Annotated in this window: 27 protein-coding genes and 1 tRNA gene; 5 read left to right on the top strand and 23 right to left on the bottom strand. The window is 68.1% G+C overall.

The window, feature by feature from the left end:
* Window positions 1–65 precede the first annotated feature (65 nt).
* The 18 genes from IE88_RS0114490 to IE88_RS0114405 form a co-directional block, all read right to left on the bottom strand.
* Window positions 66–1,478, bottom strand: coding sequence for a conjugal transfer protein TraH (locus IE88_RS0114490; protein ID WP_036767429.1), 1,413 nt, complete (start codon window positions 1,476–1,478; stop codon window positions 66–68).
* A complete protein-coding gene (locus tag IE88_RS18275) occupies window positions 1,475–1,804 on the bottom strand; it encodes a hypothetical protein (protein WP_031555829.1) in 330 nt (109 codons plus the stop codon). Before IE88_RS18275 ends, IE88_RS0114490 begins: the two co-directional genes overlap by 4 nt.
* Entirely contained in the window at window positions 1,804–2,622 is an 819-nt protein-coding gene (locus IE88_RS0114480) for a conjugal transfer protein TraF (RefSeq protein ID WP_081871702.1), read from the bottom strand. Before IE88_RS0114480 ends, IE88_RS18275 begins: the two co-directional genes overlap by 1 nt.
* Complete coding sequence (locus tag IE88_RS0114475) at window positions 2,600–4,411, bottom strand: conjugal transfer protein TraN (protein ID WP_031555824.1); 1,812 nt, start codon at window positions 4,409–4,411, stop codon at window positions 2,600–2,602. The genes IE88_RS0114480 and IE88_RS0114475 overlap by 23 nt, the downstream gene beginning before the upstream one ends.
* Entirely contained in the window at window positions 4,408–5,184 is a 777-nt protein-coding gene (gene trbC, locus IE88_RS17585) for a type-F conjugative transfer system pilin assembly protein TrbC (RefSeq protein ID WP_051882320.1), read from the bottom strand. Before trbC ends, IE88_RS0114475 begins: the two co-directional genes overlap by 4 nt.
* Window positions 5,174–6,178, bottom strand: a complete 1,005-nt coding sequence (gene traU, locus IE88_RS0114465; protein WP_031555819.1) for a conjugal transfer pilus assembly protein TraU — start codon at window positions 6,176–6,178, stop codon at window positions 5,174–5,176. The genes trbC and traU overlap by 11 nt, the downstream gene beginning before the upstream one ends.
* On the bottom strand, window positions 6,175–6,807 hold the full coding sequence (gene traW / locus IE88_RS0114460) for a type-F conjugative transfer system protein TraW (RefSeq protein ID WP_031555817.1): 633 nt from the start codon (window positions 6,805–6,807) through the stop codon (window positions 6,175–6,177). Before traW ends, traU begins: the two co-directional genes overlap by 4 nt.
* Window positions 6,761–7,273, bottom strand: coding sequence for a S26 family signal peptidase (locus IE88_RS0114455; protein WP_051882319.1), 513 nt, complete (start codon window positions 7,271–7,273; stop codon window positions 6,761–6,763). The genes traW and IE88_RS0114455 overlap by 47 nt, the downstream gene beginning before the upstream one ends.
* Window positions 7,270–7,800: a TrbI F-type domain-containing protein gene (locus tag IE88_RS0114450; RefSeq protein ID WP_031555813.1), complete on the bottom strand. Its 531-nt coding sequence runs from the start codon at window positions 7,798–7,800 to the stop codon at window positions 7,270–7,272. The genes IE88_RS0114455 and IE88_RS0114450 overlap by 4 nt, the downstream gene beginning before the upstream one ends.
* On the bottom strand, window positions 7,797–8,093 hold the full coding sequence (locus IE88_RS0114445; protein ID WP_031555811.1) for a hypothetical protein: 297 nt from the start codon (window positions 8,091–8,093) through the stop codon (window positions 7,797–7,799). The genes IE88_RS0114450 and IE88_RS0114445 overlap by 4 nt, the downstream gene beginning before the upstream one ends.
* Window positions 8,083–10,665, bottom strand: a complete 2,583-nt coding sequence (gene traC, locus IE88_RS0114440) for a type IV secretion system protein TraC (RefSeq protein WP_051882318.1) — start codon at window positions 10,663–10,665, stop codon at window positions 8,083–8,085. The genes IE88_RS0114445 and traC overlap by 11 nt, the downstream gene beginning before the upstream one ends.
* A complete protein-coding gene (locus tag IE88_RS0114435) occupies window positions 10,655–11,215 on the bottom strand; it encodes a TraV family lipoprotein (RefSeq protein ID WP_031555806.1) in 561 nt (186 codons plus the stop codon). Before IE88_RS0114435 ends, traC begins: the two co-directional genes overlap by 11 nt.
* Complete coding sequence (locus tag IE88_RS0114430) at window positions 11,212–12,009, bottom strand: DsbC family protein (protein WP_031555803.1); 798 nt, start codon at window positions 12,007–12,009, stop codon at window positions 11,212–11,214. Before IE88_RS0114430 ends, IE88_RS0114435 begins: the two co-directional genes overlap by 4 nt.
* A gap of 271 nt (window positions 12,010–12,280) precedes the next feature.
* Entirely contained in the window at window positions 12,281–13,570 is a 1,290-nt protein-coding gene (locus tag IE88_RS0114425; protein WP_031555801.1) for a TraB/TrbI/VirB10 family type IV secretion system protein, read from the bottom strand.
* The gene (locus IE88_RS0114420; protein ID WP_031555798.1) at window positions 13,567–14,310 is read right to left on the bottom strand and encodes a type-F conjugative transfer system secretin TraK; all 744 of its coding nucleotides are present in this window, start codon (window positions 14,308–14,310) and stop codon (window positions 13,567–13,569) included. The genes IE88_RS0114425 and IE88_RS0114420 overlap by 4 nt, the downstream gene beginning before the upstream one ends.
* Window positions 14,307–14,912, bottom strand: coding sequence for a type IV conjugative transfer system protein TraE (locus tag IE88_RS0114415; RefSeq protein WP_031555797.1), 606 nt, complete (start codon window positions 14,910–14,912; stop codon window positions 14,307–14,309). The genes IE88_RS0114420 and IE88_RS0114415 overlap by 4 nt, the downstream gene beginning before the upstream one ends.
* A 5-nt stretch (window positions 14,913–14,917) precedes the next feature.
* On the bottom strand, window positions 14,918–15,211 hold the full coding sequence (gene traL / locus IE88_RS0114410; protein ID WP_031555795.1) for a type IV conjugative transfer system protein TraL: 294 nt from the start codon (window positions 15,209–15,211) through the stop codon (window positions 14,918–14,920).
* 166 nt (window positions 15,212–15,377) lie between these two features.
* Window positions 15,378–15,710, bottom strand: a complete 333-nt coding sequence (locus IE88_RS0114405; RefSeq protein ID WP_036767428.1) for a membrane protein — start codon at window positions 15,708–15,710, stop codon at window positions 15,378–15,380.
* A gap of 369 nt (window positions 15,711–16,079) precedes the next feature.
* Here IE88_RS0114405 and IE88_RS0114400 point away from each other — a divergent pair, with 369 nt between their 5' ends.
* Entirely contained in the window at window positions 16,080–16,457 is a 378-nt protein-coding gene (locus tag IE88_RS0114400; protein WP_031555790.1) for a hypothetical protein, read from the top strand.
* A 117-nt stretch (window positions 16,458–16,574) separates the two neighbouring features.
* Window positions 16,575–17,105 (top strand): helix-turn-helix domain-containing protein, encoded by a 531-nt coding sequence (locus IE88_RS17580; RefSeq protein ID WP_051882317.1) that lies wholly within the window; start codon window positions 16,575–16,577, stop codon window positions 17,103–17,105.
* A 249-nt stretch (window positions 17,106–17,354) separates the two neighbouring features.
* Here the strand turns inward: IE88_RS17580 and IE88_RS0114385 are convergent, their stop codons facing one another.
* Complete coding sequence (locus IE88_RS0114385) at window positions 17,355–18,761, bottom strand: site-specific integrase (RefSeq protein WP_031555785.1); 1,407 nt, start codon at window positions 18,759–18,761, stop codon at window positions 17,355–17,357.
* 129 nt (window positions 18,762–18,890) lie between these two features.
* A tRNA-Leu gene (locus IE88_RS0114380) sits at window positions 18,891–18,977 on the bottom strand.
* A gap of 109 nt (window positions 18,978–19,086) precedes the next feature.
* Between IE88_RS0114380 and lipB the strand changes: the two genes are divergently transcribed.
* A complete protein-coding gene (gene lipB, locus IE88_RS0114375) occupies window positions 19,087–19,773 on the top strand; it encodes a lipoyl(octanoyl) transferase LipB (RefSeq protein ID WP_031555782.1) in 687 nt (228 codons plus the stop codon).
* Here lipB and IE88_RS0114370 read toward each other — a convergent pair.
* The 3 genes from IE88_RS0114370 to IE88_RS0114360 are packed head-to-tail and all read right to left on the bottom strand — an operon-like array spanning window position 19,765 to window position 22,769.
* Window positions 19,765–21,303, bottom strand: coding sequence for an FAD-dependent oxidoreductase (locus IE88_RS0114370; protein ID WP_051882316.1), 1,539 nt, complete (start codon window positions 21,301–21,303; stop codon window positions 19,765–19,767). The two genes, lipB and IE88_RS0114370, sit on opposite strands and share 9 nt — an antisense overlap.
* A gap of 24 nt (window positions 21,304–21,327) precedes the next feature.
* On the bottom strand, window positions 21,328–22,563 hold the full coding sequence (nhaA, locus tag IE88_RS0114365; RefSeq protein WP_031555778.1) for a Na+/H+ antiporter NhaA: 1,236 nt from the start codon (window positions 22,561–22,563) through the stop codon (window positions 21,328–21,330).
* An 8-nt stretch (window positions 22,564–22,571) separates the two neighbouring features.
* Window positions 22,572–22,769, bottom strand: a complete 198-nt coding sequence (locus tag IE88_RS0114360) for a YdcH family protein (protein ID WP_031555776.1) — start codon at window positions 22,767–22,769, stop codon at window positions 22,572–22,574.
* A 111-nt stretch (window positions 22,770–22,880) separates the two neighbouring features.
* On the opposite strand from IE88_RS0114360, the gene IE88_RS0114355 reads away from it, so the two are divergent.
* Both IE88_RS0114355 and IE88_RS18270 read left to right on the top strand, forming a co-directional pair.
* The gene (locus tag IE88_RS0114355; protein ID WP_031555774.1) at window positions 22,881–23,798 is read left to right on the top strand and encodes a hydrogen peroxide-inducible genes activator; all 918 of its coding nucleotides are present in this window, start codon (window positions 22,881–22,883) and stop codon (window positions 23,796–23,798) included.
* 115 nt (window positions 23,799–23,913) lie between these two features.
* Window positions 23,914–24,051, top strand: coding sequence for a hypothetical protein (locus tag IE88_RS18270; protein ID WP_156032628.1), 138 nt, complete (start codon window positions 23,914–23,916; stop codon window positions 24,049–24,051).
* Window positions 24,052–24,107 lie beyond the last annotated feature (56 nt).

The raw sequence follows: 24,107 nt of genomic DNA, 5'->3' as shown, positions 1-24,107 counted from the left end.
GTGAGCCTTCGAGCATGATGGCGACGCATCAGACGGCCGCCAGGCGGTGTTTGCGTGCGAGGTCATCAGTAGGCCGCGTTGCGCGAGAACTGATAGGTGTCGGCGAGGTCCTTGGAGAGGCGGCCCGCGAGCTGGCGCTCGATGGCCTGTGTCCGAGCGATCACCTGCTCGACGACCTCGACCCGGGCGTTGTTCTCGATCTGGTACTGGACCAGGAACTCGCGCTGACGGACGAGCTGCTCGCGCCAGTTCGCCACCGCATCGCGGTCGCCTGCCGTCGCGGTCGAGCCCGCCTCGGACAGCATCTCGGCGTAGCCGTCGAACAGGCCGTAGAGGAGGTCGACGGCGATGATCTCGGCATAAGACTGGATCGTCTGGTCGGCGAAGACGCCCTCATAGGCCGCGTGGACGTTGATCATCTTGTAGACCGGCAGGGAGGTCACGTTGAGGAAGCGCTGCTCTTCAGCGGTCAGCGCCGTCCGGGTCCGGACCTTGCCCATGATGTCGGCGAGCATCTGACCGACCCGGGCCCGTAGACCGTCGGCGGCAGCGATGGTGACGGTCGCACCGGCGGTCGGATTGAGGCACCGATCCTCGGGGTCGGCGTCGCACTCGTAGATCTCGACCGTCCCGCCGTCGAGGAAGGCCGAGATCACGCCGGGGTCGAGCATCTTGGACGGCAGGAACTGGTAGCTTTGCTGCGCGTCGTCATCGGTTCCGGCACGCAAGATCTCCGTCCCTGAAAGCGTCATCAGGAACTGCATCAGCTCGCGGTCACCGGAGATGACGGGGTGCTTCTTGAGGGCGTCCCAGGCGATGTTGATGTTCTGGGGCAGCGACGCCTTCTCGTCCGGGGAAGCGCCAGCCAAGACGCTCGTTCGGCCCCCTTCCGAGCCGCAGCCGTGCCGGGCCGCGACCCAATCGGGATAGAGGCCACGTCGGGAGGCGGACGCCTCGCAGATCACCCGGCTGGCTTGGTCGGACTTCGGCCAGACCGCGGCGACGGCCATCTGCCCGGACTCGCAGGAGTTCATGGCGAACTGGTTGATCCGCTGGGCGACGGACTGGAGCTCGCCCACCTTCTCGGCGATCACCGGCGAGATGGTCTCGAGCGCCACCTGGAAGGCGAAGCTCGCTGCGTTGTTCGCCACCGACTTCATGAAGGCGACGAGTTCGGCTGAGTTCACGTAGGAGAAGCCGCCGCCGTAGATGTCGATGCCGCCGCAGCCCGCACGGTAGCCCGGCATCTGGACGCTGACGGGGTTCAGGGTCCGCTGAGGCGTGCGGACGTAGACGTTGCCGAGGGTGTAGTAGCCGGCACGCTGGCCCTCGAAGGATGAGGGCCCAGTGACGTTGGCCGCGACGCCGAGGTCGTCCCAGAAGTCGTCCATGTGGTCGGCGACCTGTGCCTGGACGGGAGCAACGGACAGCACTGCGCAAGCGGCTAGACCTACGGTCAGGCGGAAGATCGGGTTCATGAGCTTGTCTCCTCGGTGGTGAGCGTCGGCTCGCCCCAGGCGTCGATCAGGGCGAAGCCTTCGGCGGCGATGAAGTCCGCCATGTCGCGGACGGAGAGGTCTCGGGCGCCGCATCCGGTCTTCGGCGCGAGGGACCAGAGGGCGACGAGGCGCAGGGCCCGGCGCCGGGACGGCTCTCCTCTGAGGGCGAGCCGCTGAACGGCGGCGGCGCGCTCACGGTTGGGGATCCGCACCAGCGCGACGCCGCGCGCCTTCAGCCAGGCCTCCATCGCCGCCTCGAGATCGGCGGGCTCAACGGAGGCAGCATTCTGCAGCGGCGCGCCCATCAGTAGTCCTCTCCGGGATCGGTCCGGGTCAGGACGAAGATGCGCTCTTCGAGCTCCGACTGCGCCACCACGCCGAAGGCGACCGGCGTCACCTCCCGGGTCTCGGTGTCGAAGAGCGCGAGGGCCGGCGTCGGCGCGCCGCCGAGACCCAGCTTCGCCATCTGACCGCTATCGAGGACGGCTCCAGGGAAGTGCGGGCTCGGCCCCCCGTCAACGGAGACGGCCTTCACGCTGATGCCGTGCGCGTCGGCAAAGCCGCGTAAGATCGGCGAGAATTCCTGACACGCCGAGCAGGACGCCGCGTAGAAGTAGAAGAGGCCGTAGCGGTCGCCGAGCGATGCGAGGATCTCGTTCCGGTCGCCCTTCCTGGCGTCGAGCCAGGCGCGCTTCGAGACCCCGCTGACGGGCCGCTGGAGGGTGTAGTCGAGGCTCGGGTCGGACCAGAGGGCCCGGCGCCAGACGTCCGAGAAGGTGCTCGCCCGGTCGAGCTGCTCGCGCTGGAACCGGATGTAGGCCGAGACGCTCTCAGTCGTCGGTCGCAGCACCGCCTCCGCGCGCAGCTCCACGAGCCGCTCCTGGATCGCGCCGACCTCCTCCTTCGCCGTCAGCGGCGAGGACGAGACGCTCTCGATCACGTCGGGCGCGCTCTCCCGCGCGCGCCTCGGCCGGTCGCAGTAGAAGTAGCGGCCGAGCTTGCGCTCGCCGCAGTAGACCGTGTCCGGGGCGATGGGCCCGCCGGACGCCTGCGCGGCGGCGGGCGGCGCTATCGCCACTAGGGCGAACGCGGCCATCACCTCAGCAGTTCGGCGGGCAGGCATAGGCGCTCGTGATGTTCGAGATGATGGCGGCCGCGGCGGCGTCGCCGTTCGGCGGAGTGAAGCTGTCCAGGACGCCCGCGTAGAACTCGGAGAAGTCCATCAGGCTCAGGTCCAGCGCTTGGAACAGCGTCACGGTGAAGCCCGAGCAGTCCGGCGACTTCGCCTCGCCCCAGTCCCAACCCACTTGGGGCCGGCCCTGCTCGTGGATGATGCGCGCGAGCTTTCCGGAGAAGCAGCAGAAGGTCTTCCGCTTCTTGAGGCAGATGCCGAAGAGCGTCCTGTCCGAGCAGTAGGTGCCGACGTAGTGGCAGAGCCCTGCCTTCTGGCTGTCGGCGAGGGCGCGGTCGTCGCTCGAGCACCCGAAGCCGATGTCGGTCAGCAAGCCATCGTTCGAGCAGCAGTTCTGTAGTCCCGCGACGACCTTGTCGCACTTGGCGTACTCGCCGGGGAAGACGGTGAGGGTCGCAGGGTCCGCGTCGTCTTCGAGCTGGCCTAGCAGCTCGAGCGCCGAGACCGCTTGATGGAACTCATCGTTCTGCGGACGGACGAGCGCCTCGCAGTCGCCATCGATGCAGTAGACGTCCTCCTCGCAGTAGCCGACCGCGCCGCTCGGCGGCCCTGACGCCTCGCAGGCGTAGCTGCGCTCCCAGGTCCGGCACTCGCCCGTGGCGTCGTCGGTCGAGAGGCAGACCGACTCTTCAAGCGTGCATCCTGGCGGCACGTCGCAGTCGTCCACCACGCCGCCGAGCGACGCGCATTCGTAGGACCGCTTCCAACGCCAGCAGTCGCGCGTGACGGGCACGCCGTCGATTACCCGCGTCTCGACCGGTTCGAGACAGACCTCGCCAAGGAAGCGGCAATCGGGGTCCGCATCCATCGCGTCGCAAGCGGCGCGGTCGAGAGTATCCGTCGGTGGTCGCCGAACAGAGCCAGCTGCCGGGACACCGTCGATGGTCTCGGTGCCGCACACCGCCTGCCAGACCTCGTCGGTGCAGCGCGCGAAGCCGCCGTCATAGGTGGGCGTGCAAGTCCCGCCAGAGACCTTGGTGAGGGCACCGCAGGACGGCTCCGAGACGATCGCGTAGCAGTGCGGTTCCCACTCCCAAGAGCGGTCGCCTGCGAGCCAGACCCCGCGACACTGGTGACGGTAATCCGTCCCGACGCTGACGGTCAGCACGATCTCGCAGCTGTCGGTGAACTCCAGCAGCGTCTCGCCCTCGTTGCAGGCATAGGTGAAGCGCGTCGCGGTCCCGCCGGCGATCGTCGTGGTGCAATCACCGTAGGTGCCGCCATACTCGGTCACCAGGCTCGTCGCGTCGGCTTCGATGGCGAGGCCGTTCGCCGTCCAGGTCGCCAGCTCGTCCGGGCTGACCGTGGGCCGCGAAGCCATAGAGTCCGTGACGAAGGCGCTCTCCTCGCTCGTCACCATGGCGGCACGACCAGCGCTCTCCAGGCCGGACGGAGCATCGTAGTGCGCTCGTTCGGGGGGCGCGTCCGTCACGAAGCCGGGCACGGTGTCGCCGTTGACGGACTGGGTCGCACCGCTCGTCACCGAAGGCTCGAGGCCTGAAGCCAAAGCCTCCGCCTCGGCTTTCGCCTCATCGCGGCTCATGTCCTGCGCCTGAGCTGGGACGAAGAGAACGAATACGAAGATCGCCGCGCCCATCATCATCTTGTAGACGCAGGCGAGGACCGGCCATCTCGGGAAGGCCTGGAGCCACGCGGCGAGCGCGACGCCGAAGACGGCGATGCAGGTGAGCCCCGCGGGGCAGAGACAGCGCTCGATCACGGCCGATCCCCCAGTCGTGCAAGAGCGGCGCGCGCCGTGTCGCGGCCGACTGTCCCCTCCTCTGCGAGCGCTTCGAGCGCCGCCGTGAGGGACATGTTCCCGGCGATCCGCGCGTGAGGCGGCGGGGGCGCCGAGCAGTCGAGGCCGTCGCAGTCCGGCAGGGCGTGGTCCGTCGCGACGAAGACCGGCACGTGCGCGACGCCGAAGACGCGGAAGGCCCGTGGGTCGATCGCAACCCCGCCAAGGGGCTGCCCTGCGGTCGCAGAGGCCTGGACCGTGCCGTCTGGGCCCAGAAGCGAGCGCATGGCCTTCGCCGTGGCGCCGAGGCTGCCGTCCTTGAAGCCGCGCAGGAAGACCGGGACGCCCGCCGCGTGGGCGTCGCGTACGAGGGCGCGCAGGCTATTTTCGGGCATGGCGAAGCTCGCGAAGACGATGACCCCGGCGGCGGGCGGCTCCGCTCTCGCCGCTTCCGCGATCGTCGGCGCACCAGCGAGCATCGCATGGACGTCGATCGGGCCTTCCGCCCTTGCGCCTGTTTCGACATCCTCCATCCGTTCCGTGACGGCCTCGGACAGGGCAAGCGCATCGTCGGCGTAGGCCTCGGCGCGCTTTGCCACCTCGCTCGCGAAGGTCGCTGCCTCGTCCTCGGCATTACGGACGGCCTGTTCGATCCGCTCACGGCCGATTTGGCTCTTGTCTTGCGCTTGGGCATAGGGTGCCAGCGCGAAGATGACGACCAACGCCAAGACGAGGCTGCGCGGATCAGAAGACACAGCAGCTCTCCTTCTGCCAGACGAGGAAGCCGTAATCCTCGCCGATGACGGGGATGGTCTTGCCGGCCTCGTAGAGGACGTTGGAGGCGCCGAGCGTCGGGCAGGCCCAGCGCCCAGCGACGTTCGGCACGGGGTTCACGAGCTGGAGGCGGTACTCGGACTTCGCAATCATCGGGTTCGGCCAGTTCTGGCAGAGGTGGCCGGCGCCTGAGTGCCGCCAGCCGAGGCCCTGGCGGTGGAGCTTGTAGAGGAAACGCTCGGCGGCGAGGCTCGCGCCTTGGACGTGGCCGTACTCGGCGGCGATGTTGCCGTTCATCGGGTACATCGAGCCGTGGCAGCCTGCGCACCAGAACAGCTCGTCGACGGGCAGGTGCGCGGACGCCGCGACGCAGTCCGCGGCGCAGGCGGCCTGGGCGATCGGGTTCGCGAAGACGACGACCTCCGGGTTCAAGAGGAAGGTCAGCTCGTCATTGTTCCAGAGGGGATCGATCTCGGTGAGGTAGAGGAGGTCGAAGTCGGCCATCTGCATGCAGCCGAAGTCCGTCAGCAGGTTCAGCCAGTAGATGAGCGGGTACATGTAGTAGTGGACGTGCCACGACCCAGTATCATCACCGTTGTCCGACTGGCCCGAGGCCTTGCCGCCGATGGAAAGCCCGAGATCGATCCGCGTGCCGCCGAGGTTGGTGAAGCAGTAGGGCTTCTTGGTGACGTCCATCAGCCGGGTCGGTTCCCAGTAGCCGACGGCGAGGCCGGGCCTGACGAAGGGCGGCACGTCCATCGGGCAGAAGCAGATCGGCGAGGCGGGATTCTTCGTGTCTGGACGGTCCGAGGGCCAGATCGGCACGGCGCCGAGGGAGATCGGGAACAGGCAGGACCAGCAGATGTCGGTGATCGGGTTGACGAAGGTGCCGCCGCACTTCGGTGGACCGGCATTGGCTGAGCTCGCGAAGGCGGTCAGAAGCGCGGCGAGGGCTGCCAATAGCGAACGTCTCACGGTCTCACCTCCTCGATCAACAGGAGGTCGCCGTCGCGGGAGACCCGGGCCGGGATCTGGGTAATGCCGAAGCGGCCGGTCAGCCTGCCGCCTTGGTCGAAGAAGACCTGTCGCTCCCACTGGCGGGTAAGGTCGAGCACCGGGCCGCCGATCAGGATCGGCGAGACTAGGGTCTCGGCGGCCGCCATCTCCTCTTTGGCCCACGCGACCTGCGCCGCGTCGTCGCCGTCGAAGAAGATCATCCGCTGACGCATCGGCGTGTAGTCGAGCGGGTTGAAGCGCTGCCCTGCCCGCCCGATCACCTGGCCGTTGGGGGTGGTGATGTCGGCATTCAGCGTGACGGTCGGATCGAAGTGGAAGGCCCGCGGTTCGGTCGTGGCGCTGACACTCGCGATGCGCGGTGGCCGTTCCGCCGAGGCGAGCGCGCGCTCTTTGAGGCGCCGGTTCACGGCATCGACTTCGCCGCTGGCCTCCATGGCGGCGAACTTCGCCGCGATCTCCTCGAAGAGGTCCGGCTCGGTCACAGGGAAGGTCTGACCTCTGACCCCTAAGTCTTGGGCGCCGAGGTCCTGCGCGGCGGCCTCAGAGGAGAGGCCGAGCCACGCCGCGCACGCGATCGCGCGGTACATAGCCGATCTCCTCATATCTCGAGTCGAAACTGTCCTCATGCGGCGTGACCACGAAGTAGTGGCCCGCCGGCACGGTGCCGCACGGTCCCGGTGCCAGAGGCTCGCCCCTCAGGCTGTAGGTCTTCGCGCGCGCGACTTCGGTACCTTGAACGAGGAACGTCCGTCCCTCGCAAGCGACCCGCTCGCCAGGCCCCGCCGCGATCCGCTTCACGAAGGAGATGCCGTCATAGTACGGATTGTCTGGCGGCCAGAAGTCGACATAGTCGCCGGTCTCGGGCTCCGCCGTCTCGTCGACCAGGAACACCCAGTAGGGCAGCGATTCCGTCCAGTTGAAGGAGAGGTACGAATCCCGCTCCCACGCCGCGGCTGCCTTTACGCCCGCCGCAGTTGCGAGCAACGCGCCGAGGAGACCGAGGCGGCGCCAGCGGCGGCCCAGCTGGCGGCGGGAGAGGACGGCCGCGCTCATGGCGTACCTCCTACAGGCGGAACCGGCATCCCGCGGACTTCGCGAGCCAGGGCCTCGGTCTCGGCCTCAAGGCGTCCGAAGGCGGCTTCGTAGGCGGGCACGGCGCCGGGCGGCGGCAGGGTCTCGCCGCGCTGTCCGGCCAGCTCCGCCGCGATCGCGCGAGTCCGCTGGCGGATGTCCTCGGTGAAGTCCGGGGCGCCGTCGCCGATCACGGCTTCCGAGGCGAGGACCAGGACCGGGCCGGTCTCGCTCAGCTCGCGGACGGCGCGGTCCAGCGCCAAGGAGAACTCCGCCGTGCGGCGCTCGGCCTCTCCCTGGCTCAGATCCTGGCCCACGGTCGCCAGCATGTGCTCCTCGACCAGCGAGGTCATCGAGACCGAGACCACCACGGGCGCTTCGGGCTGACGTATAGTGAGGACCAGCGCGGCGCCGCCGATGAAGAGTGCAGCCGCCGTACCGCCCAAGGCGAGACGCCTCGTCCGCTCGTCGATCCGTGTCTGGACGATAGTCGGGAGCTGTTCGGTCATGCCGCCCTCCCCTTCTCTGCCTGGCAGTCGATGAGACGGACAGCGAGGATGATGAGGACACTCGCTGACAGAGCGAGCGCGAACGCCAGACCGAAGCGGGCCTGGCGCGTCGGCTCGGCCTCGATCACCCGGCCGAGGGCATTGTGGACGAACCGCGCCGTGGCCAGGGCGTCGAAGCCGGTGAGGGCGAAAGCCAGCGCGGTCATGAGCCCGAGCGCCAGCAGGACGGCGTGAACACCCTCGCCGAGGACGGTGCCGACGAGGCGGCGGAGCTCGAGGCGGTCACGCAGCATGGACAGACTCCTTGCTCGTACCCCGCGTTGTACCGCCGAAGGCGACCCGCTCGACGGCCTCTGCAGTGGAGAGGCCCGACTGCTCCAGGCGGTCGATCTCGGCAAAGGTGGTGGCGGAGGATGAGGTGAGCGCTGCCGAGAAGGGATCGAGGACGAGCCGCCCGACATGGCGTCCCTGCGGCCCCATGATCAGGAGCTCGGAGTACTCGCCATCGACGACCGAGAGCGACCGGATGAGGTCCGCCGTGCCCTCGTCGATCGAGAGCCGGTCGTTCTTGAGGACCTGCGCCAAGGGTTCGGGCTTCATCCGAAGGAGGATCGTCCAGTCCGAGTTCTCGAAGGCGGCCCTCGCGCCGTCGGTGGCGTAGTAGTCGTCGATGCCTTGGGTGCCGGTGATGATGGCGCCGCCATACTTGCGGCAGCGCCGCGCGAAGCCGGCGATGAAGTCGCCCGCCGCGCCCTTGCCGAGCAGGGCCCAGGCCTCGTCGATGACCAGCGCCATCTTCTCGCGGCGGTCGCGCATCATGCGCTGGTTGATGAGGAACATCAGCGCCAGCATCACGACGGCGCGCAGCTCGGTCTTCCCGTCGAGGTCCTTCATCTCGAAGACGGTGAGCGGGTTGTCGATGGCGAGGGACGCCTCGCCGTTGAAGAAGGCGCCGTAGAGGCCCGCGGACGAGTAAGGTTTCAGGGCGTTGGCGAGCTTGATGCCAGGGCCGTCCGCGCCGCGCAGGATCTCCGCCACCTCGTCGATCCCGGCCTTGGCGCCCGCTGCCTTCCAGACCTCCGAGACGGCGCCGTCGATCAGGCCGCGCTCCTCGGCGCTGGCGCGCTCCTCGCCCTTGGCCATCTGCTCGATCATGGCCCTAACCAGGGTCAGGCTCTCGGCGCGGTAGTCGCTGTCCTTCGCGGCCCTGGTCTCGTCGAGGAGCGAGAAGGGGTTGAGGCACACGCTGTCCTTCAAGGTGAAGGTCACGTGCCGCCCGCCGAGCGCCCGGCAGGTGTGCTTCGAGCTCTCGCCGTCGTCGATCACCACGACGGCGGCGCCGGCGCCCCTCAGCCCCGTGACCAGCTCCTGCATCAGGACCGACTTGCCGGACCCGGACGAGCCGATGATCGAGACGTTGTGGTTGCCCGCCCCTTCGTTGGCGAAGGGCGACCAGAAGAAGGGCTGGCCACGCCGGCCGAGGAGCAGGAGGTCGGGACGGCTGCCGCCGAGATACTCGCCTTGGAGCGGCGCGACCTGCACGCAGGTGTCTGTCACCATGAAGCGCAGGCGCCGGAGCGTCTGAAGGTCGGCGCCGAGCCCGTCGGCCAGCGTCAGGGGCAAGCAGGCCGCCAAGCTCTGCGCGGCGACGAAGCGGTCTTTGGCGAGGTCCCAGCCCATGTTCTTGTAGAGGGAGCGCAGGGCGCGCTCGGCGGGCTCGGCCTCCCCTTCCCGCGCGAAGACGACGAGGAAGTAGCCGGCGCGGACGAGCCGAGCGCCGCCGCGCACGTGCTCGCGGACCCACTTCCAGTCCTCAGCCTTCTCCGAGAGCTCGGGGAGGAAGCGGACCATGTTGGTCCCCGCCTGCTGCTCGGCCCGGCCGAACTTCGCGCCCACCAAGTCCGCGGCGCCGTCCTTGGAGCCGAAGGAGATCGCGAGGCAGGAGAGGACGGGACAGGGCAGCCGCAGCTGCTTGGTGAGGGGATGACCGATGGCGCTCGCCATGCCCGCCTGATGGAAGCGCTCGGGGAACTTGCGCGCCGAGAAGGCGCGCACGTCGAAGCGGGCGTTGTCGTAGTCGAGGAGACCCGGTCCCTCCGGGTCGGCAAAGGGCGAGCGGTCCGCCGCGGCGATGGTGTCGAAAAGGAGCCGGTCGGCCTCGACCCGCACCTTGGTGTCGGGCCGGACGACCTGCCGGCCGAGCAGTTCGCTCTCGTCATAGGCTGCCTCGCCGCGGCCGATGCCCAGGCGCGGGTTGAGGACGTCGTCGAGGAAGCGGATCAGGGCGTCAGGGCCGACCTCGCGGGAGGCGACGCCGATGCTCTTCAGAGCCTGGGCGATGTTGGCGCGCAGCTCGGCGAGGCGCTCGCGGGTCGCCTGGTCCGCGTCGCCCGCGAGCCCCAGCGCGAGGAACACCCGGAACTGCCGCGCTAGGAAGGGCGCCTCGCGGGAAAGGCTCTCGAAGGCGCCGGCGCGCAAATGGTCCACGCGGTGGAGGGCCATGGTCTTCAGAACGCCGGCCTCGCCGCCGCGCGCCGCGGCCCAGCCGTCGAGGACGGGCCCGATCCTGGGGCTCGCCCAGTTGATGATCTGAAGATGCGCGTGGTCGGGGATGCCTTCGGACAGGGTCTCCGCTAGCACCGCCACCGCCGCGTCGTCGGCACCGAGGAGCGGCACGATCTCGAGGACGAAGCCGCAGGAGCGGGCGTTGAGGTAGAGCCCGGCCTGTTCGTCATGGAGGCGGTAGGGCAGCATCTCCGAGAGCCGGTCGAGGCTCGTCTCCCGGCGGACGCCGTCGAAGAGCGAGCCCTCGCCAGTCAGCGCCGCACCTACACGGTCGAGAAGGCCGAGCGGGTCAGCGCGCATCGGTCGCCTCCACGGTCAGGTTCGTAGTCTGACGTTCTATTCCGTCTGAGGACTGATGACTCCGTTCTAACCGCGCCCCGTCGGTCGCCACTCCGACTTCCGTCGGCTGCATAGGTCGTGACGTTGAGGTGGCCTGTGCGGTGACGGGATTGGCAGTGGGTTTCGTCGCAGCAGGCTTCGCGATCCACCGACCAGGCGTAATCACAGCGTAGACGACCCGCGCACCGTGGTAGTGGCCCTCAGCGTCGACGCTCGGCGCGAAGACGATCCGCGCCACCTGGTCCGGCGTCCGTGAGGGCAGCGAGGCGCTACCACCATCGAGGTAAATCTGGGTGAGGGCCGACCCGTCCCCTTCCGCACCAGCTGCGATGGACACCAGGGCGGAGGGCGTAGCGCCCAAGCCCCGGTCGATGGCGGCGATCTCGGCGCAGACGCCGTCCACCCGCGGGCAGGTCCAGCTCCCGGCGACGTTGTCGAGCTTGACGGCACCGGCGCAGCCGGTGACGCCGAGGGTCGCGACGCCAAGCATGATGTTCCGCAGGCGGTTCATCCCTCGCCTCCCTCTTGCTTGACGCCTTCCTCTAGCCAGGCGCGCAGGCTCTCGATGTCCCTGAAGCCGCTGGTGACCGCGCCGTCGGGCCGGACGAAGGTCGGTGTGCCGCGCATCAGCGGACCGAGGGCACGCGCTGCTTGGCGTGCAGGCTCGACGATGTTCCGATCACACCTCGCTGCGGGGAGAGACTGGTCGCGGTAGTAGGTCCTGATCGCAGCTTCCGGATCGTCCGCGCAGCCGACAGCTAGGCTCGCGGGCTCCGACCCCGCCATGCCCATCAGGAACTCCCGTGCTTCGATGTCGGGGGCCTCGTCCAAGGCGGCGGAGAGCTGGCGGCAGTAGCCGCAGTTGAGGTCGGAGAAGACCGCGACCTTGAGACGGCCGCCCTCGTTGCGCAGAACGGCGCTGTCCCAGGGCAGCGCGTCCCAGTCGGCCTTCGCGGCAGCCGCGGTCGCGTCCGCTTCCGCTTCCGCTTCCGACACCACCGCCTCTTCGGGAGCCAGCGCTTCGAGGGCCACTGCGGTGAGGTCCCGCTCCGCTTCGAGATCGTAGAGGTGGCCGATGAAGGCGTGCCGCGCCTCGGGGTCGATGTAGAAGACCGTCCGCCCGGCTATGACCTGGCACAGGGGCCCGAAGCCCTCGCAGGCGATGACGTCGGGCGTGGTTTCTGGGAAGCGCGCGGCGAAGGAGGCCTCGGTCGAAGGCGGGTTCTCCGTCTGAGCGCTTCCCGCGCCCGCTACCAATGCGGCGAGGCCGAGCGCACTAGCTGCACCGAGACCGACCGTCAACATGCCTCTTCGTCTTTCCAAACCCATTGGATCCTCCTGTCGCTGCCGCTCGTCAGGACCAGGACGGCACCGCGGTAGAAGGCGCGGTGGACGTGCGGCGGCACGGCCTCGACCGGTCTGCCGATGGTCCTAACAAGAGGGGTGATGAGGGCTTGCAGGAGGCGGCGGCCGGTCCCTGGGGAGAGAGGAGGGACGTCGTGGCCGCAGGCGCTGGCGGGGGCAGAGCGTGGCGCCCTTGCCTCCTGCAATCTCGGACGCGGAAAGGCAGTGCGCATCACTTCGCCCCCCGCGCGTAGAAGCCGTTCAGGAACACGACCTCGACATCGATGCCGGTCGGCATCTCGATGACGGGCTGGTACTGCTCGGCGCGGTCGATGAGGTAGTCGGACACGGTGTCGGCGGCCGTCGAGAGCCCCTCGCCGAGGCCGCCCACGGCGATCTCGCCCGCCGACAGCGGCTCCTGACCGATGATGGTGTTGCCGCCGCCGGCGAGCCCCGCGCCGAAGATCTGGTCGGTGTTGCGCGAGATCCCGCGGCCGAAGCCGCCGACCACGCCGGCGACGAGCGCCTTGGAGACGATGTCGCCTTCCCGACTGACCACCCGCCCGCGTACGCCGACCTTGCCGAGCTGCGAGACGTAGCCCTGGACCGGGCTCTCGGCGACGACGCCGTCGCCCCGGTCGCAGGTGATCTTCTGCAGCTTCACGTAGACACGTTCGGACGACAGCTCGGCATGGGCCGCCCCGTTCACCAGGCAACCGGTGAGGTCGGTATCGAGACGTTTGCCCCCCTGCAGCACCGAGTAGGCGGGCCCGGTGATGCGCAGCAGGACGGGCTTCGGGTCGGCCGAGAGCCGCACGCCGGTCGACATGTCGACGCCGACCAGGACGTGCGCCTCGGCATAGGCGTTGGGCGGCACGTAGTCGCCGCTTGTGGTGTCGAAGACGGCCGGTTCCAGGACGCCGGTCTCGAAGCGCTCGGCGTCTGTCTCGAAGCGGACGATGGAGAGCGAGCGCGGCGATGGCTCCGTCAGCACCGCCTGTGTCGGCGCGGCGACACCCGTAGGCGAAGGTTGGGGCGCCGCCGTGACGACGCCCCGCCGCTCGAAGGGATCGCCCGGTGCGGAACCTTGCGGGACGGGCATCCCCGGAGCGGATCGGTCGGCCCCCTGCCCCTCGGCTGCTGCGAGGCGCGAGGCCATGTCTTCGAGCGCGGCGTTCGCCGAGTTGCGGTCGCTCTGCTTCTCGGCACGAAGGGCGGCGAGTTGGAGTTCCTGAGCGCGCAGAGCCTCCTTCAGCTCGTTCCGCTCCGCCTCGATCCGCGACAGGCCGTTCTCGAGGGCGGCGATCCTGACGCCCGTCTCCGACAGGAAGTCGTCGGCGAGGCCAGGCGGGTTGATGACGTCCGCCATGGCGGTGCGGCGCCGAAGGTCCTCGGCACGCGAGCGGTTGTCGCTCCCGTCACCCGAGAAGACCCAGACGCCTGCACCGAGGACGGCGACGCTGGCGAGGCCGTACATCAGGACCCGCTGCCGGGTGAGGCGCTTCTCGTTCTCCTCGCTCACCTTGCGCCTCCCCGGTCGACGACGAGGACCTGCGTGGACTGACGGGGGCCGAGTTCGGTCGGACCCTTCAGGGTGACGGCAACGACGCCCGGTGCGAGGAAGGCATCTTCGCGGACCGGGATGGTGCCCCGGCTCGAGTTGCGGACCGTCAGCACGCGGCCGGTGAGGTCGGCGCTTTCATACACCGCGGCGACGGCGACGCGGAGAGATCCTGCCGCGCGCTCGCGCCTCACCGGACGCTTGATTCCGAACCCGTCCAAGAGCGCGCCCGACCACATGGCCCGGGTCAGCGCGACGACACGTGCTTCGAAGGGTGCCGCCGTGGCAGCTCGTTCGGCCCGGCGGATGCCGAGCTGGACGTTCCGCACCTCGATCTGGGTGGAGGGCACATCCTTGGCAGCGAGTTCCACCTGGTAGGTGAAACCGGCCTCAGTGGTGACGAAGAAGGAGACGGCCCCTGCCCGCTCGCCGGGGCGCGGCTCGCGCTCCAGGGTGAGGTAGAGGTCCCCGGTGCCAGGCTCGTGGACCAAGGCGAAGCCGGGCCCGCCGCCGCCCTGCGCCATCGGCGCGCTCGCGGCCTTGTCGCCGGTGAAGCTGAGCCGGGTGACGCCCGAGGCCGAGACGTAGCCTGAGACGACGCCGCCATCGCTCGCCTCGACGATCTGCTGCGCCGCAGCTGGAGCGACAAGAACCGAGGCTGTCGCGAGAAGCGTAGCGGCGAGTGAGCTTGCGCGGGTCACCGGACATCCCCCGCAGAGGCCTTGCTCAGCGGCGCGTCGATCGCTTGCGCCTCCTCTGGCGTGATCGGGTAGAAGTCCTCCAGCCAGAGACGCATGGCGTCGAAGCGCCAGTCGGCGGCGTAGACGGCGCGCTCGGTCTCGACCCGGTCGGGGCCGAGATAGGTGTGCACCTCGCCGCGGATCTCCGAGTAGAGGCTTTCGGGGTCGACGAAGATCTCCGCCGGGTAGAAGACGGTCGAAGTTTTCGTGGCAATGAGCCGCCGCTCGGTCTCGAGGAGCGCGGCCTCGATCGAGCCGTGGGTCGAGGGGTGCGCGAGCCGCAGGATGTTCTCTCGGAAGTAGCCGAGGTTGTGGGGGTGGCGGTTGAGGAAGAGCCCGGCCACGTCGCGGGTCACCTGCTCGAGGTAGTCGGCCCCTGGCGCGCCGGAGCTGAGCGCGGTCTCGGCATGAAGGGTCGGCGTCAGGATCACGCGCGTCTCGCGGCTGTGGATCATGAAGGCCTGCATCAGGACGGTGAGGGTCAGGACCGAGGCCGCCGTCGCGAGGACGTTCCGCTGGCGGATCGCCGAGCGCAGGCGGGTGTAGGAGACGGAAGTCTGCATCGCGCTCACCCGGCCAGGTCGCGCTTGTGCGAGGGCAGCGTCGCCTGGAGGCCGAAGAGCCCGGAAGGGAGCACCCAGTAGGCGGCGTGGCGGAGCGCCCGGAGGCTCTCACCGCGCTTGAACTTCTTGATGGCGAAGACCGCGGCGAAGCCGAGGAGGATGCCCTCGACGAAGCGGCCGAGCAGGATCCCCAGCATGAAGCCGCCGATCAGCAGGACGAACTCGTCGATGGTCCAGAAGGCGAGCTTCTCGGGGTCGTCGAGGGTCGCCGGGATGCGGGTGCGGTCGGCCTGCGCCATGGGTGATCTTCGATGACGACGGGACGCCTCGCCTTGGAACTCGAAGCCGCGCCGGTTCCGTGGGGGGTACCCCCCGCATGCGCGCCTTCAGTGCTTTTCCTAGACGGTGAGGTCGGTCGTCCTTTCCTGGTTAGAGTGGATGGTTGGGGCGAAGGTTTGTCCGTCTTCAGATGATCGCGGTCACCGAGGACTGGACGATGGGTCCGCCGATCCCGGCGGAGATGCCGACGGCGATCGGCACGCCGACATGGCCGAGCGACCAGCCGGACGTCGCCATGCGGATGACGCCGTATCCGAGGGCCACGAGGGCGGCGAGCTTGCCGGCAGAGCCGTTGATGTAGCCCGCGACCGTCGAGGTCGCCGTGTCGAACGTCGTGTCCGTGCCGGCGAGCGCCGGACCCAGATAGAAGTAGGCCAGGGCGAACAGCGCCATCAGAGCGAGCACGGCGCCCTGAGCCATCCGTTCGGAACCGGGCCCTAGCTGAGTTGTTGGTACCATGAGGGTCTCCTTCTTCGCGCCGCCACCATCGGCGGCAGGGAGAGGAGACCCCGAAAAGCGCTGCGCTGGAAGAGGAATTCCGTGTCAGGAATGTTGCCCTGTCGGCAGATCATCTGCAGCGACAGCAAGCTGTTCGCGCATTAGCCGAAGAGTGCGACTGGATTCTCGCTAGAGGTGCGAGAACACCTTCAAACGTCGCTCTTCCGTCACTGGGAATTGCCAGAGGTGCAGAGAACTTGCCATATCGGCAAGTCATGAGGATTGGCCGCGCTTCGGCCAGAATCATCGTTAGAAGGGGGATCGATCGAGATGGCGACGGAACTCGCCTCCTCTCGGAGGCAGGCAGGAGGAAGGCAAGCGACGGAGACGATGACCACCAAGCGGCATCAGATTAGGCTCAGTGGCGATCCGCACTTCCAGGACTGCCTCCGCCGCGCCCGCGTGCGGCTCTGCACCGAAGGCGTCTCGGACGGACGCATCGCCGACGTCGCTCGTCACGCCGTCCGGCTCGCGACGCCCGAAGAGATCATCAGCGCGCATGATGGGGGCTGCTCTCCGGCCACGCAGCCGCCCGCCAAGGCGCCCGACCCCACCTCCATGCAACTGGTCGGAGAAGCCGCTGTCGAGCTGAACCGCATGAGGGGTGAGCTGATCGCCCGCGGCGCCGAAGCGCTCAACCTCCGCGCCATCGTCCACTGCGCCATCTGCATCCTGGCGGAGAAGAGAGAACTCGCCTTTCCCCGATGAGGCGAGAAACCAACGGCTTGCAACACCGACATTCGTCGATTGTGATGATTCTGTCTTGTCAACCGGAGATTCTGCGCCGAAAGTTGATGCCCAGGAGAAAGGCCGGGGGACGCGGATATGTCCAAACGGGATCAGAACGTTGACGCGGCATGCGCCGAGATTACCCGAAGCTTCGGGAGCAGGGTGCAGCTCGCACGCAAGCGGCGCGGATGGACGCAGGACGAGCTCGGCGACAAGGTCGGCGCCAGCGGCACCTGCATCTGCCGGATCGAGAACGGCAAGCGCCCGCCGACATCGGATCAGTTCTTCGCGCTGATCGCCGTGCTGGAGCTTTCAAGCGACGAGGTGATCGGGACTGGCGGAACACGCAGCACTGACAGTGATACCGCATCGACCTTGCCTATTGAGCGTCCTCTCCTTCTCCAGCTCATCAAGATCAAGCTGGATCAGGTGACGCCGAGCGGCCTTAGTCGCCTTGCCCTCGAAAGCCTTGAGCGCGCCGACAACGCGACGGTCAAGCAGACCTTCCTCGATCTGTGGGCGAATGATCTCTGCAGCGACGCGATAGATGGAGGGGCCACTTACGCATGCAACCCGGTCACTGATCCGGTGACGAATGGCGCCCTTGCGGGGCGGCGTGCTGACTAGCACGCTGTGTCGCTTTCTCTGGGTTAAGGTCGGCGTCAGGCCATCGCATCATGCCCGAGAGCCAACTGACCGCGGCGAACTGTGTTGCCGTAAGCGACGAGGACCTCCTTGAGGCGCGACGAATCTGTGCCGAACTCGTCGCTCGCCACGGCGAAAGATACCTTCCGTTCTTCGATGTCCTCGACAGGGCTGTTGAAACACGTGAAACCGGCCGCCTACGCCTGCGCGCCTGCCTCGACGACGCCCGCCTCAGGAGACGGAGCGGTCGAACTCCCCGAAGAGTCTCTCGTCATACGGATGAACGATCTTCATGAGTTCATCTCGGCGGTAGGCGAGACTGCCGCCATCGCCGTAGGCGGGCCGATCGGTACGATGACCCATGAGGAGACAGCGCAGACCGTAGTCGATGTTCGCCTCCTGCATCCGCTTCTCGAAGGCATGCCGGAAGGAGTAAACCCGGTGCGCTGGCGTTGGTAGGAGCCCTCGCGACTTGAAGGCTTTCATGACGCTGGCGGAGAAGAGTTCGTTCCGATCATGGTAGTGCGGGAACCCGCTCGGCGCCCTCTTTGCGGCTTCGAGTGAGACCCCAACGAGCGGAATCTCCCGGATCGAGCTCTCCGTCTTGATCTCTCGCTTCCGCCGGGGCTTGATCGCGATGAACGGCACTTCCTCGTCCAAGCGAATATCCTCCGGCTGAAGGTTGATGATCTCGCTCGGTCGGCACCCCGTCTCGATCAACATGTAGACTGCCAGCTGCAAGTCAGGACGGAGCCCGCTGAACATGCCGGGCAAGAGGATGTTATCGCGAACGAACGCGTCGTCGAAGGCGAGCACCTCCGCGCGCGTCTTTCCCTTGAAGAACATGTTCCGGAACGGGTTGGCCCGATCCTCCTCGCCGATATGACGAAAGTAGGACGTGTAGAGAACACGGACATTGCCTAGATGACGGTTTGCCGTGTTGGGCGTGACGGCCTGCTCGCCCTTCTTCGGCTTGAGCATCCTGTCGGTCCAGAACCGATGAAACTTCTGAGCGTGATCGCGGGTGATGTCCGTGAGCGGCATGTCACCAACGACCTCGACGAAGTAGGCGATCGAGAGCCGCTTGACCTTGCGCCATTGGTACTTCTGACGGTCCGACTTGTTGTACTGCTCGTCGATCGCGATCTCGTCGAAGTAGATCTCCAGCGCTTCGCTCACTGTCGGCCGCGGCGCCTCCACCGCGCCGAGGACGGCATCGGCCTTGAAGGCAGCGGAAGGTGCGTCACTGTCGATGGCTGGCCGCAGGGCCAACATGCGCCGGGCGATCTCGTCGGGATCGGGGTCGCGCAGAAGGGTCGCCATCGGTTTGTAGGTGAAGCCCATGGCGAGCGCCTGGGCCTTCGCAGCAGCGTAGTGCTGACGAGCGACTTTAGCGGCGCCCGGCCCGCCCTCTCCTACCGCCGCATCGGCCATAGCGAGTGAAGCCCAGTACTCGTCGTCGGCGCGGGCTAGCTCGTCCCGCCGTAGGCGGGCCAGCTCGAGCGACTCCGTGTTCAGCGTCTCGCGCACGAAGCGGCGTGGATCGAAACGCTGGAAACGCTTCGGTACCCGGCGTTGGTAGTGCCAGGTGGTTCCCCGTAGCAGGAGATGACGATCGGACTTCTTCGGCGAGACCATGCCCGCCTTGTATCACAGAATGTATGCAATTTGTATCACAACCAGTGCGAGCAAGGCGCGCCAGAGAGCACGCCCCCAACAGTTTGCTAGGAAATTCAGTTATTTAGAGAGAACGCAAGAAGCTAAATATGGTGCGGTCGAGAAGACTCGAACTTCCACCCGTGTTACCGGACAGCGACCTCAACGCTGCGCGTCTACCAATTCCGCCACGACCGCACTGGCGAGGGGCGATGCCCTCGCGGAAGCGGGCAGATAGCGCGGTGAATCGGCTCTGTGAACCCCCTTCTCGCCTTGCCGGGAAAGAAAGACGCTGTAAGCGGAGCCGATGGATCGCGCATGCTCTCCGAACTGGTCGGACGCCCCCGCCGAATGGCGGGTCAGCCCGGGCCGCATCGCCTATCCTCAGGCGGTGGCGGAGATGGAGGCGCATGTCGCCGCCATGCATGAGGGGATGGTGGGCGAGCAGGTCTGGCTCCTCGAGCACCCGCCCCTTTACACCGCCGGCACTTCGGCGAAGCCCGGCGACCTCCTCGATCCGCAGCGCTTCCCCGTCTTCCCCTCCGCGCGCGGGGGCCAGTATACCTATCACGGACCGGGACAGCGCGTGGCCTATGTCATGCTCGACCTGCGCAAGCGGAAGCGCGACGTGCGCTGCTTCGTGCGCGATCTCGAGGCCTGGATCATCGGGGCGCTCGACGAGTTCGGCATAAAGGGCGAGCTGCGCGAGGGACGGGTCGGCGTCTGGGTCGACAGGACGCGGCCAGGCGGCCCGCGGCGCGAAGACAAGATCGCGGCGATCGGCGTGCGCATCCGCCGCTGGGTCAGCTTTCACGGCATCGCGCTGAACGTCGAGCCCGACCTTTCCCATTTCGGCGGCATCACGCCCTGCGGCATCGCCGAGGAGGGCCTCGGCGTCACCAGCCTCGTCGATCTCGGCCATCCGGTGACGATGGACGAGGCCGATGCCGCGCTGCGCGTCAGCTGGCAGCGGATCTTCGGCCCCCTAGGCTGAGGCGCCTGCCGCCACCTCCGCCGGCAACGGCCCTTCCCGCGCCATCCGCCGCTCCAGCGCGGACAGGGAATCGGTCATGCCGTGGCCGAACACGGCCATCACCTTGCCGTCCTTGAAATAATAGGCCGCGAAATCCTTGCCGGCATCGGGCTCCCCCTCATAGCGGATCTCGTCGAAGCCCTCGGCATGGCCGAAATAGACATAGGAGCCGGGCGCCTGCTGCTTGGTCCAGAAGAAGGGCGCGCCCTCATAGGCGACCTCCTGGCCCAGGAGGCTGCGCGCGGCGAGGCGGCCGAGCTGCTGGGCCCAGCGCCAGTGCTCGACCCGGATCGGCCCCCAGGGGCCGGGCAGATGGGCGATGTCGCCCGCCAGGACGACGCCCTCCACATCGGGCAGGCGCAGCGCGGCATCGGTCAGGATGCCGCCATCCTCCTCCTTTTCGACGTTCAGGAGGTCCGTGCGGGGCGAGACGCCCACAGCCATGACGACGAGATCGGCCTCGATCCGGCGCCCGTCCTTGAGGTTGACGGCGCGCACCTGCTCCTCGCCCTCGAACTCCTCGATCTCCGCGCCGCCCGCATAGGTGACGCCCGCCTCTTCCTGCTCGCGGCGCAGGCGGCGGCCGATCCGCTCGCCGAGAATCTTCTCGAAGGGGATCTCGTCCCGCGCCACGATGGTCACCGGCAGGTCCTGGTTCCGCAGCACCGTCGCCAGCTCCATCCCGATGAAGCCGCTGCCGATCACCGCGGCGCGCTTGGCGCCCTGGACATAGTCCTTGAGCGTCAGCGCATCGGCGGCCGAGCGCAGGGTGACGACCCGCTGGAGGTCCGCGCCCGGCAGGTCCAGACGGCGCGGCTCGGAGCCCGGCGCGAGGATGAGCCCGTCGCAATGCAGATCCTCGCCCTCCTCGAATTGCAGGGTGCGCGAGGGCAGGTCGATCACGGTCACGGTCGCCCTGAGCGGCGAGATGTCGTGCTGCGCGAGGAAGCGCTCCCCGCGCAGGCGCGGAACCTCGTCTTCCTCCACCAGCCCCTTTGAGAGCTTGGTGCGGTCGTAAGGAGAGGATTCCTCGCCGTCGACGAGGACGATCTCGCCTTCGAATCCGTATTCGCGCAGCGCCTCGGCGGCGGTGAGCCCGGCCGCGCCCGCGCCCAGGATCCCGAAGCGCCGCTTGTCGCTCCCGGCGGAGGCCATGGGCGGCGCGGGATGCGGCGCCTCGTCCTCCTCCCAGCTCGCGATCAGGATGCCGTCCTTGACCTGCGTCTTGTAGGCGCGCTGCTGGTTGCAGCCCGGCGGTTCCAGCAATGCGCCGGTGCCGAGGGCATAGACCGCCCGGTGCCAGGGGCAGACGAGCGTGTCGCCCTCGACGAGGCCGTCGGACATCGGCGCGCCGAGGTGCTGGCAGGCGTGATCGAGGACGAAGGCGCCCTCTCCCCTGCGCACCACGACGAATTCGCGCCCACCGCCGCTCGCCTTGGCAGGCGTGTTCTCGGAATAGTCGCTGATCGGTCCTAGCTCTGCGCTCGGCATTCGCGTCCTCCTGACCTGCAGAAGCTAGGAGGATAGCGCAGGCCGACCACCCTGCGCCGCCCCGGCGTGCAGGCGGCTGGCCAGGCGCAGGACGCCATAGCCGAGCAGCGCCGAAAGGAGCGATCCGCCGACCACGCCGAGACGGACCGCATCGCGCTGCTCGGGCGTTTCGAAGGCCAGAGAGCCGATGAACAGGCTCATGGTGAAGCCCACCCCCGTAAGGCAGGCAGCGCCGTAGAGCATCGCCCAGCTGAGGCCTTCGGGCAGCCGCGCAAGCCCCGCCCTGACCGCCAGCCAGGATGCGCCCATCACGCCCAGCTGCTTTCCCACGAAAAGGCCGAGCAGGATGCCGAGCGGCACGGGGGCGAGAAGGGCCGCCGGCGTCAGGCCGGCGAAGCTCACGCCGGCATTGGCGAAGGCGAAGACGGGCAGGATGAGAAAGGCGACCCAGGGGTGCAGGCCGTGCTCGATCCGGTAGAGCGGAGCGGGCGCCTCCTCGGAGGTGGCCCGCATCGGAATGGTCAGCGCGACCAGCACGCCGGCCAGCGTGGCGTGGACGCCGGACTTCAACACGCACACCCACATCACGATCCCGATCAGGAGATAGGGGGCGGCGCGCCGCACGCCGGCGACGTTGAAGCCGATCAAGATGACAAGGCCGCCGCTTGCGAGGCCGAGGGCCAGCAGGGACAGCTCACTCGTATAGAACAGAGCGATGATGACGATCGCCCCAAGGTCGTCGATGATCGCGACGGCGAGCAGGAAGACCTTCAGCGAGACGGGCACGCGGCGTCCCAGAACGGCGAGTATGCCGAGGGCGAAGGCTATGTCCGTGGCGGCGGGAATGGCCCAGCCCCGCAGCGCCTCCGCATTGTTCCAGTTCACCCCCGCATAGATCAGGGCCGGCACGGCCATGCCGCCGATCGCAGCGAAGATCGGCAGGGCGGCGCGCGACAGGCTCGACAGCTCGCCCTTCAGGACCTCTCTTTTGATCTCGAGGCCCACAAGAAAGAAGAACACGGCCATCAGGCCGTCATTCACCCAGAGCAGCAGGGGCTTGTCGAGCAGGAGACTCCCGATCCGTACGCTGACCGGCGTCTCCAGGAGCGCCACATAGGCAGAACGGAGCGCCGAATTGCTGATCAGGAGAGCGAGCGCCGCGGCCGCCGCGAGCATGATGCCGCCCGAGGCCTCCATCCGCAGGAAGTCGCGGATCCGGCTGGTCAGCACAGGAGGGGAGGCGGCCGCGGCGCTCGGCATGGACGGTCTCAGGCCGTCAGCGCGTTGCGCTCGGCCGCGATGCGCAGCCAGGTCAGCTTCTGCTTGAGGTAGAGGCGCCTTTTCTTGAGAGCCTGGAGCCGCAGCTGATCGGGCAGCGGCCGGCGCGCCTCCTCGGCGACGGCCCGGTCCGCGGCCCGGTGACGTGCCTCGCTCGCTATCAGATGGGCATTTGCGACTGCGCTCATGATCCGGCCTCCTCGGCTTGGTGACCCGATGCAGATCGTGGTGACCGCTCTGGCGCGAAAGACGGCGATGCCTCAAATGCTCATAGGCTTTCTCTATCGGGGAGTGGTGTCATGGCCGAGCCTACCCTGCGGCAGCTGCGCTATCTCACGGCACTGTCCCACACCCTGAACTTCCGCAAGGCCGCCGAGCGGTGCGGCATCAGCCAGCCTTCGCTCAGCCAGCAGATCCAGCAGCTCGAAAGCGCTCTCGGGGTTCGGCTCGTGGAACGCGGCGGGGGCACTGTCGCCCTGACGCCGCTCGGGCGCGAGGTGGCGGCACGTGCGACAGCCATCCTCGACGAAGTGCGGGCGCTTCGGGACCTGACGGCCGAAACCGGACTGCGCGGCACGTTGCGGCTCGGCGTCAAGCCGACCCTGGGGCCCTATCTCCTGCCCCATGTCGTCAAGAGGCTGCATGCCGATCACGACGCGCTGGGTCTGATCATCCGGGAGGGCGCGCAGGTCGATCTCGAGCGGGAACTCGCCGAGGGGCGCCATGACGTGATGCTGGCGCAGCTTCCGCTCGGCAGCGCCGACCTGACCGCCGCCCGCCTGTTCCGCGAGCCGCTCTATCTCGCCGTCGCCGGAGACCATCCCCTCGCAGCGTCTGGGCCGTTTGAGCCGGGCGATCTTGCAGGCCTCGATGTCCTGTCGCTCGGCGAACGCTACCATCTGCACGACCAAGTCATCGCTCTTTGCAAGGCGCATGGCGCGCACCCGCGCCGCGATTACGAAGGCACGAGCCTCGACGCACTGCGCCAGATGGTGGCGATGGGAATGGGCGCAACCTTCCTGCCAGCGCTCTATGTCGCTTCGGAGGTGCGCGATGCCGGCGATGTCGTGATCCTGCGGCCAAGGCGGCCGATCACCCGCTCGATCGGCCTCGCCTGGCGCAGGAGCGCGGGCGACCCGCCCGCCTATCGCCTGCTCGCCGCCCAGATCCGGGAGACCGTCGGCGCAGTCTTTCCGAGCGTCACGGTCGAGACATGATCGGCGGCGCGGACGGTCGCGATCGGCTTTGCCTATTCCTCTTCCGCATGACGGCCCGCCATCCGACTTCATCGCGAGGATGGTCATCGGGGCCGCCCGTCAAGTGGAGGAGATCATGTTCGGCTACTTCCCGCCGGAATCGGAGCTTTCGGGCATCCGCGACCGCTCGCGCCGGCGCCTGAAGCGCAGCCGCTACCGCAAGCGCGCGGCACGGCGGCGGCGGCCCGCCGGCCGGGATGAGAGCGCGGCGTGAGGGACCGGAAAAGAAAAGCCCCGCCGGAGCGGGGCTTTGCCTTGGTCGGAAAGTCT

It is taken from the genome of Parvularcula oceani, from assembly GCF_000733125.1.
Lineage (GTDB): Bacteria > Pseudomonadota > Alphaproteobacteria > Caulobacterales > Parvularculaceae > Parvularcula > Parvularcula oceani.
The sequence above is the reverse complement of the archived record's forward strand: the minus strand, read 5'-3'. Positions and strand labels throughout refer to the sequence as shown.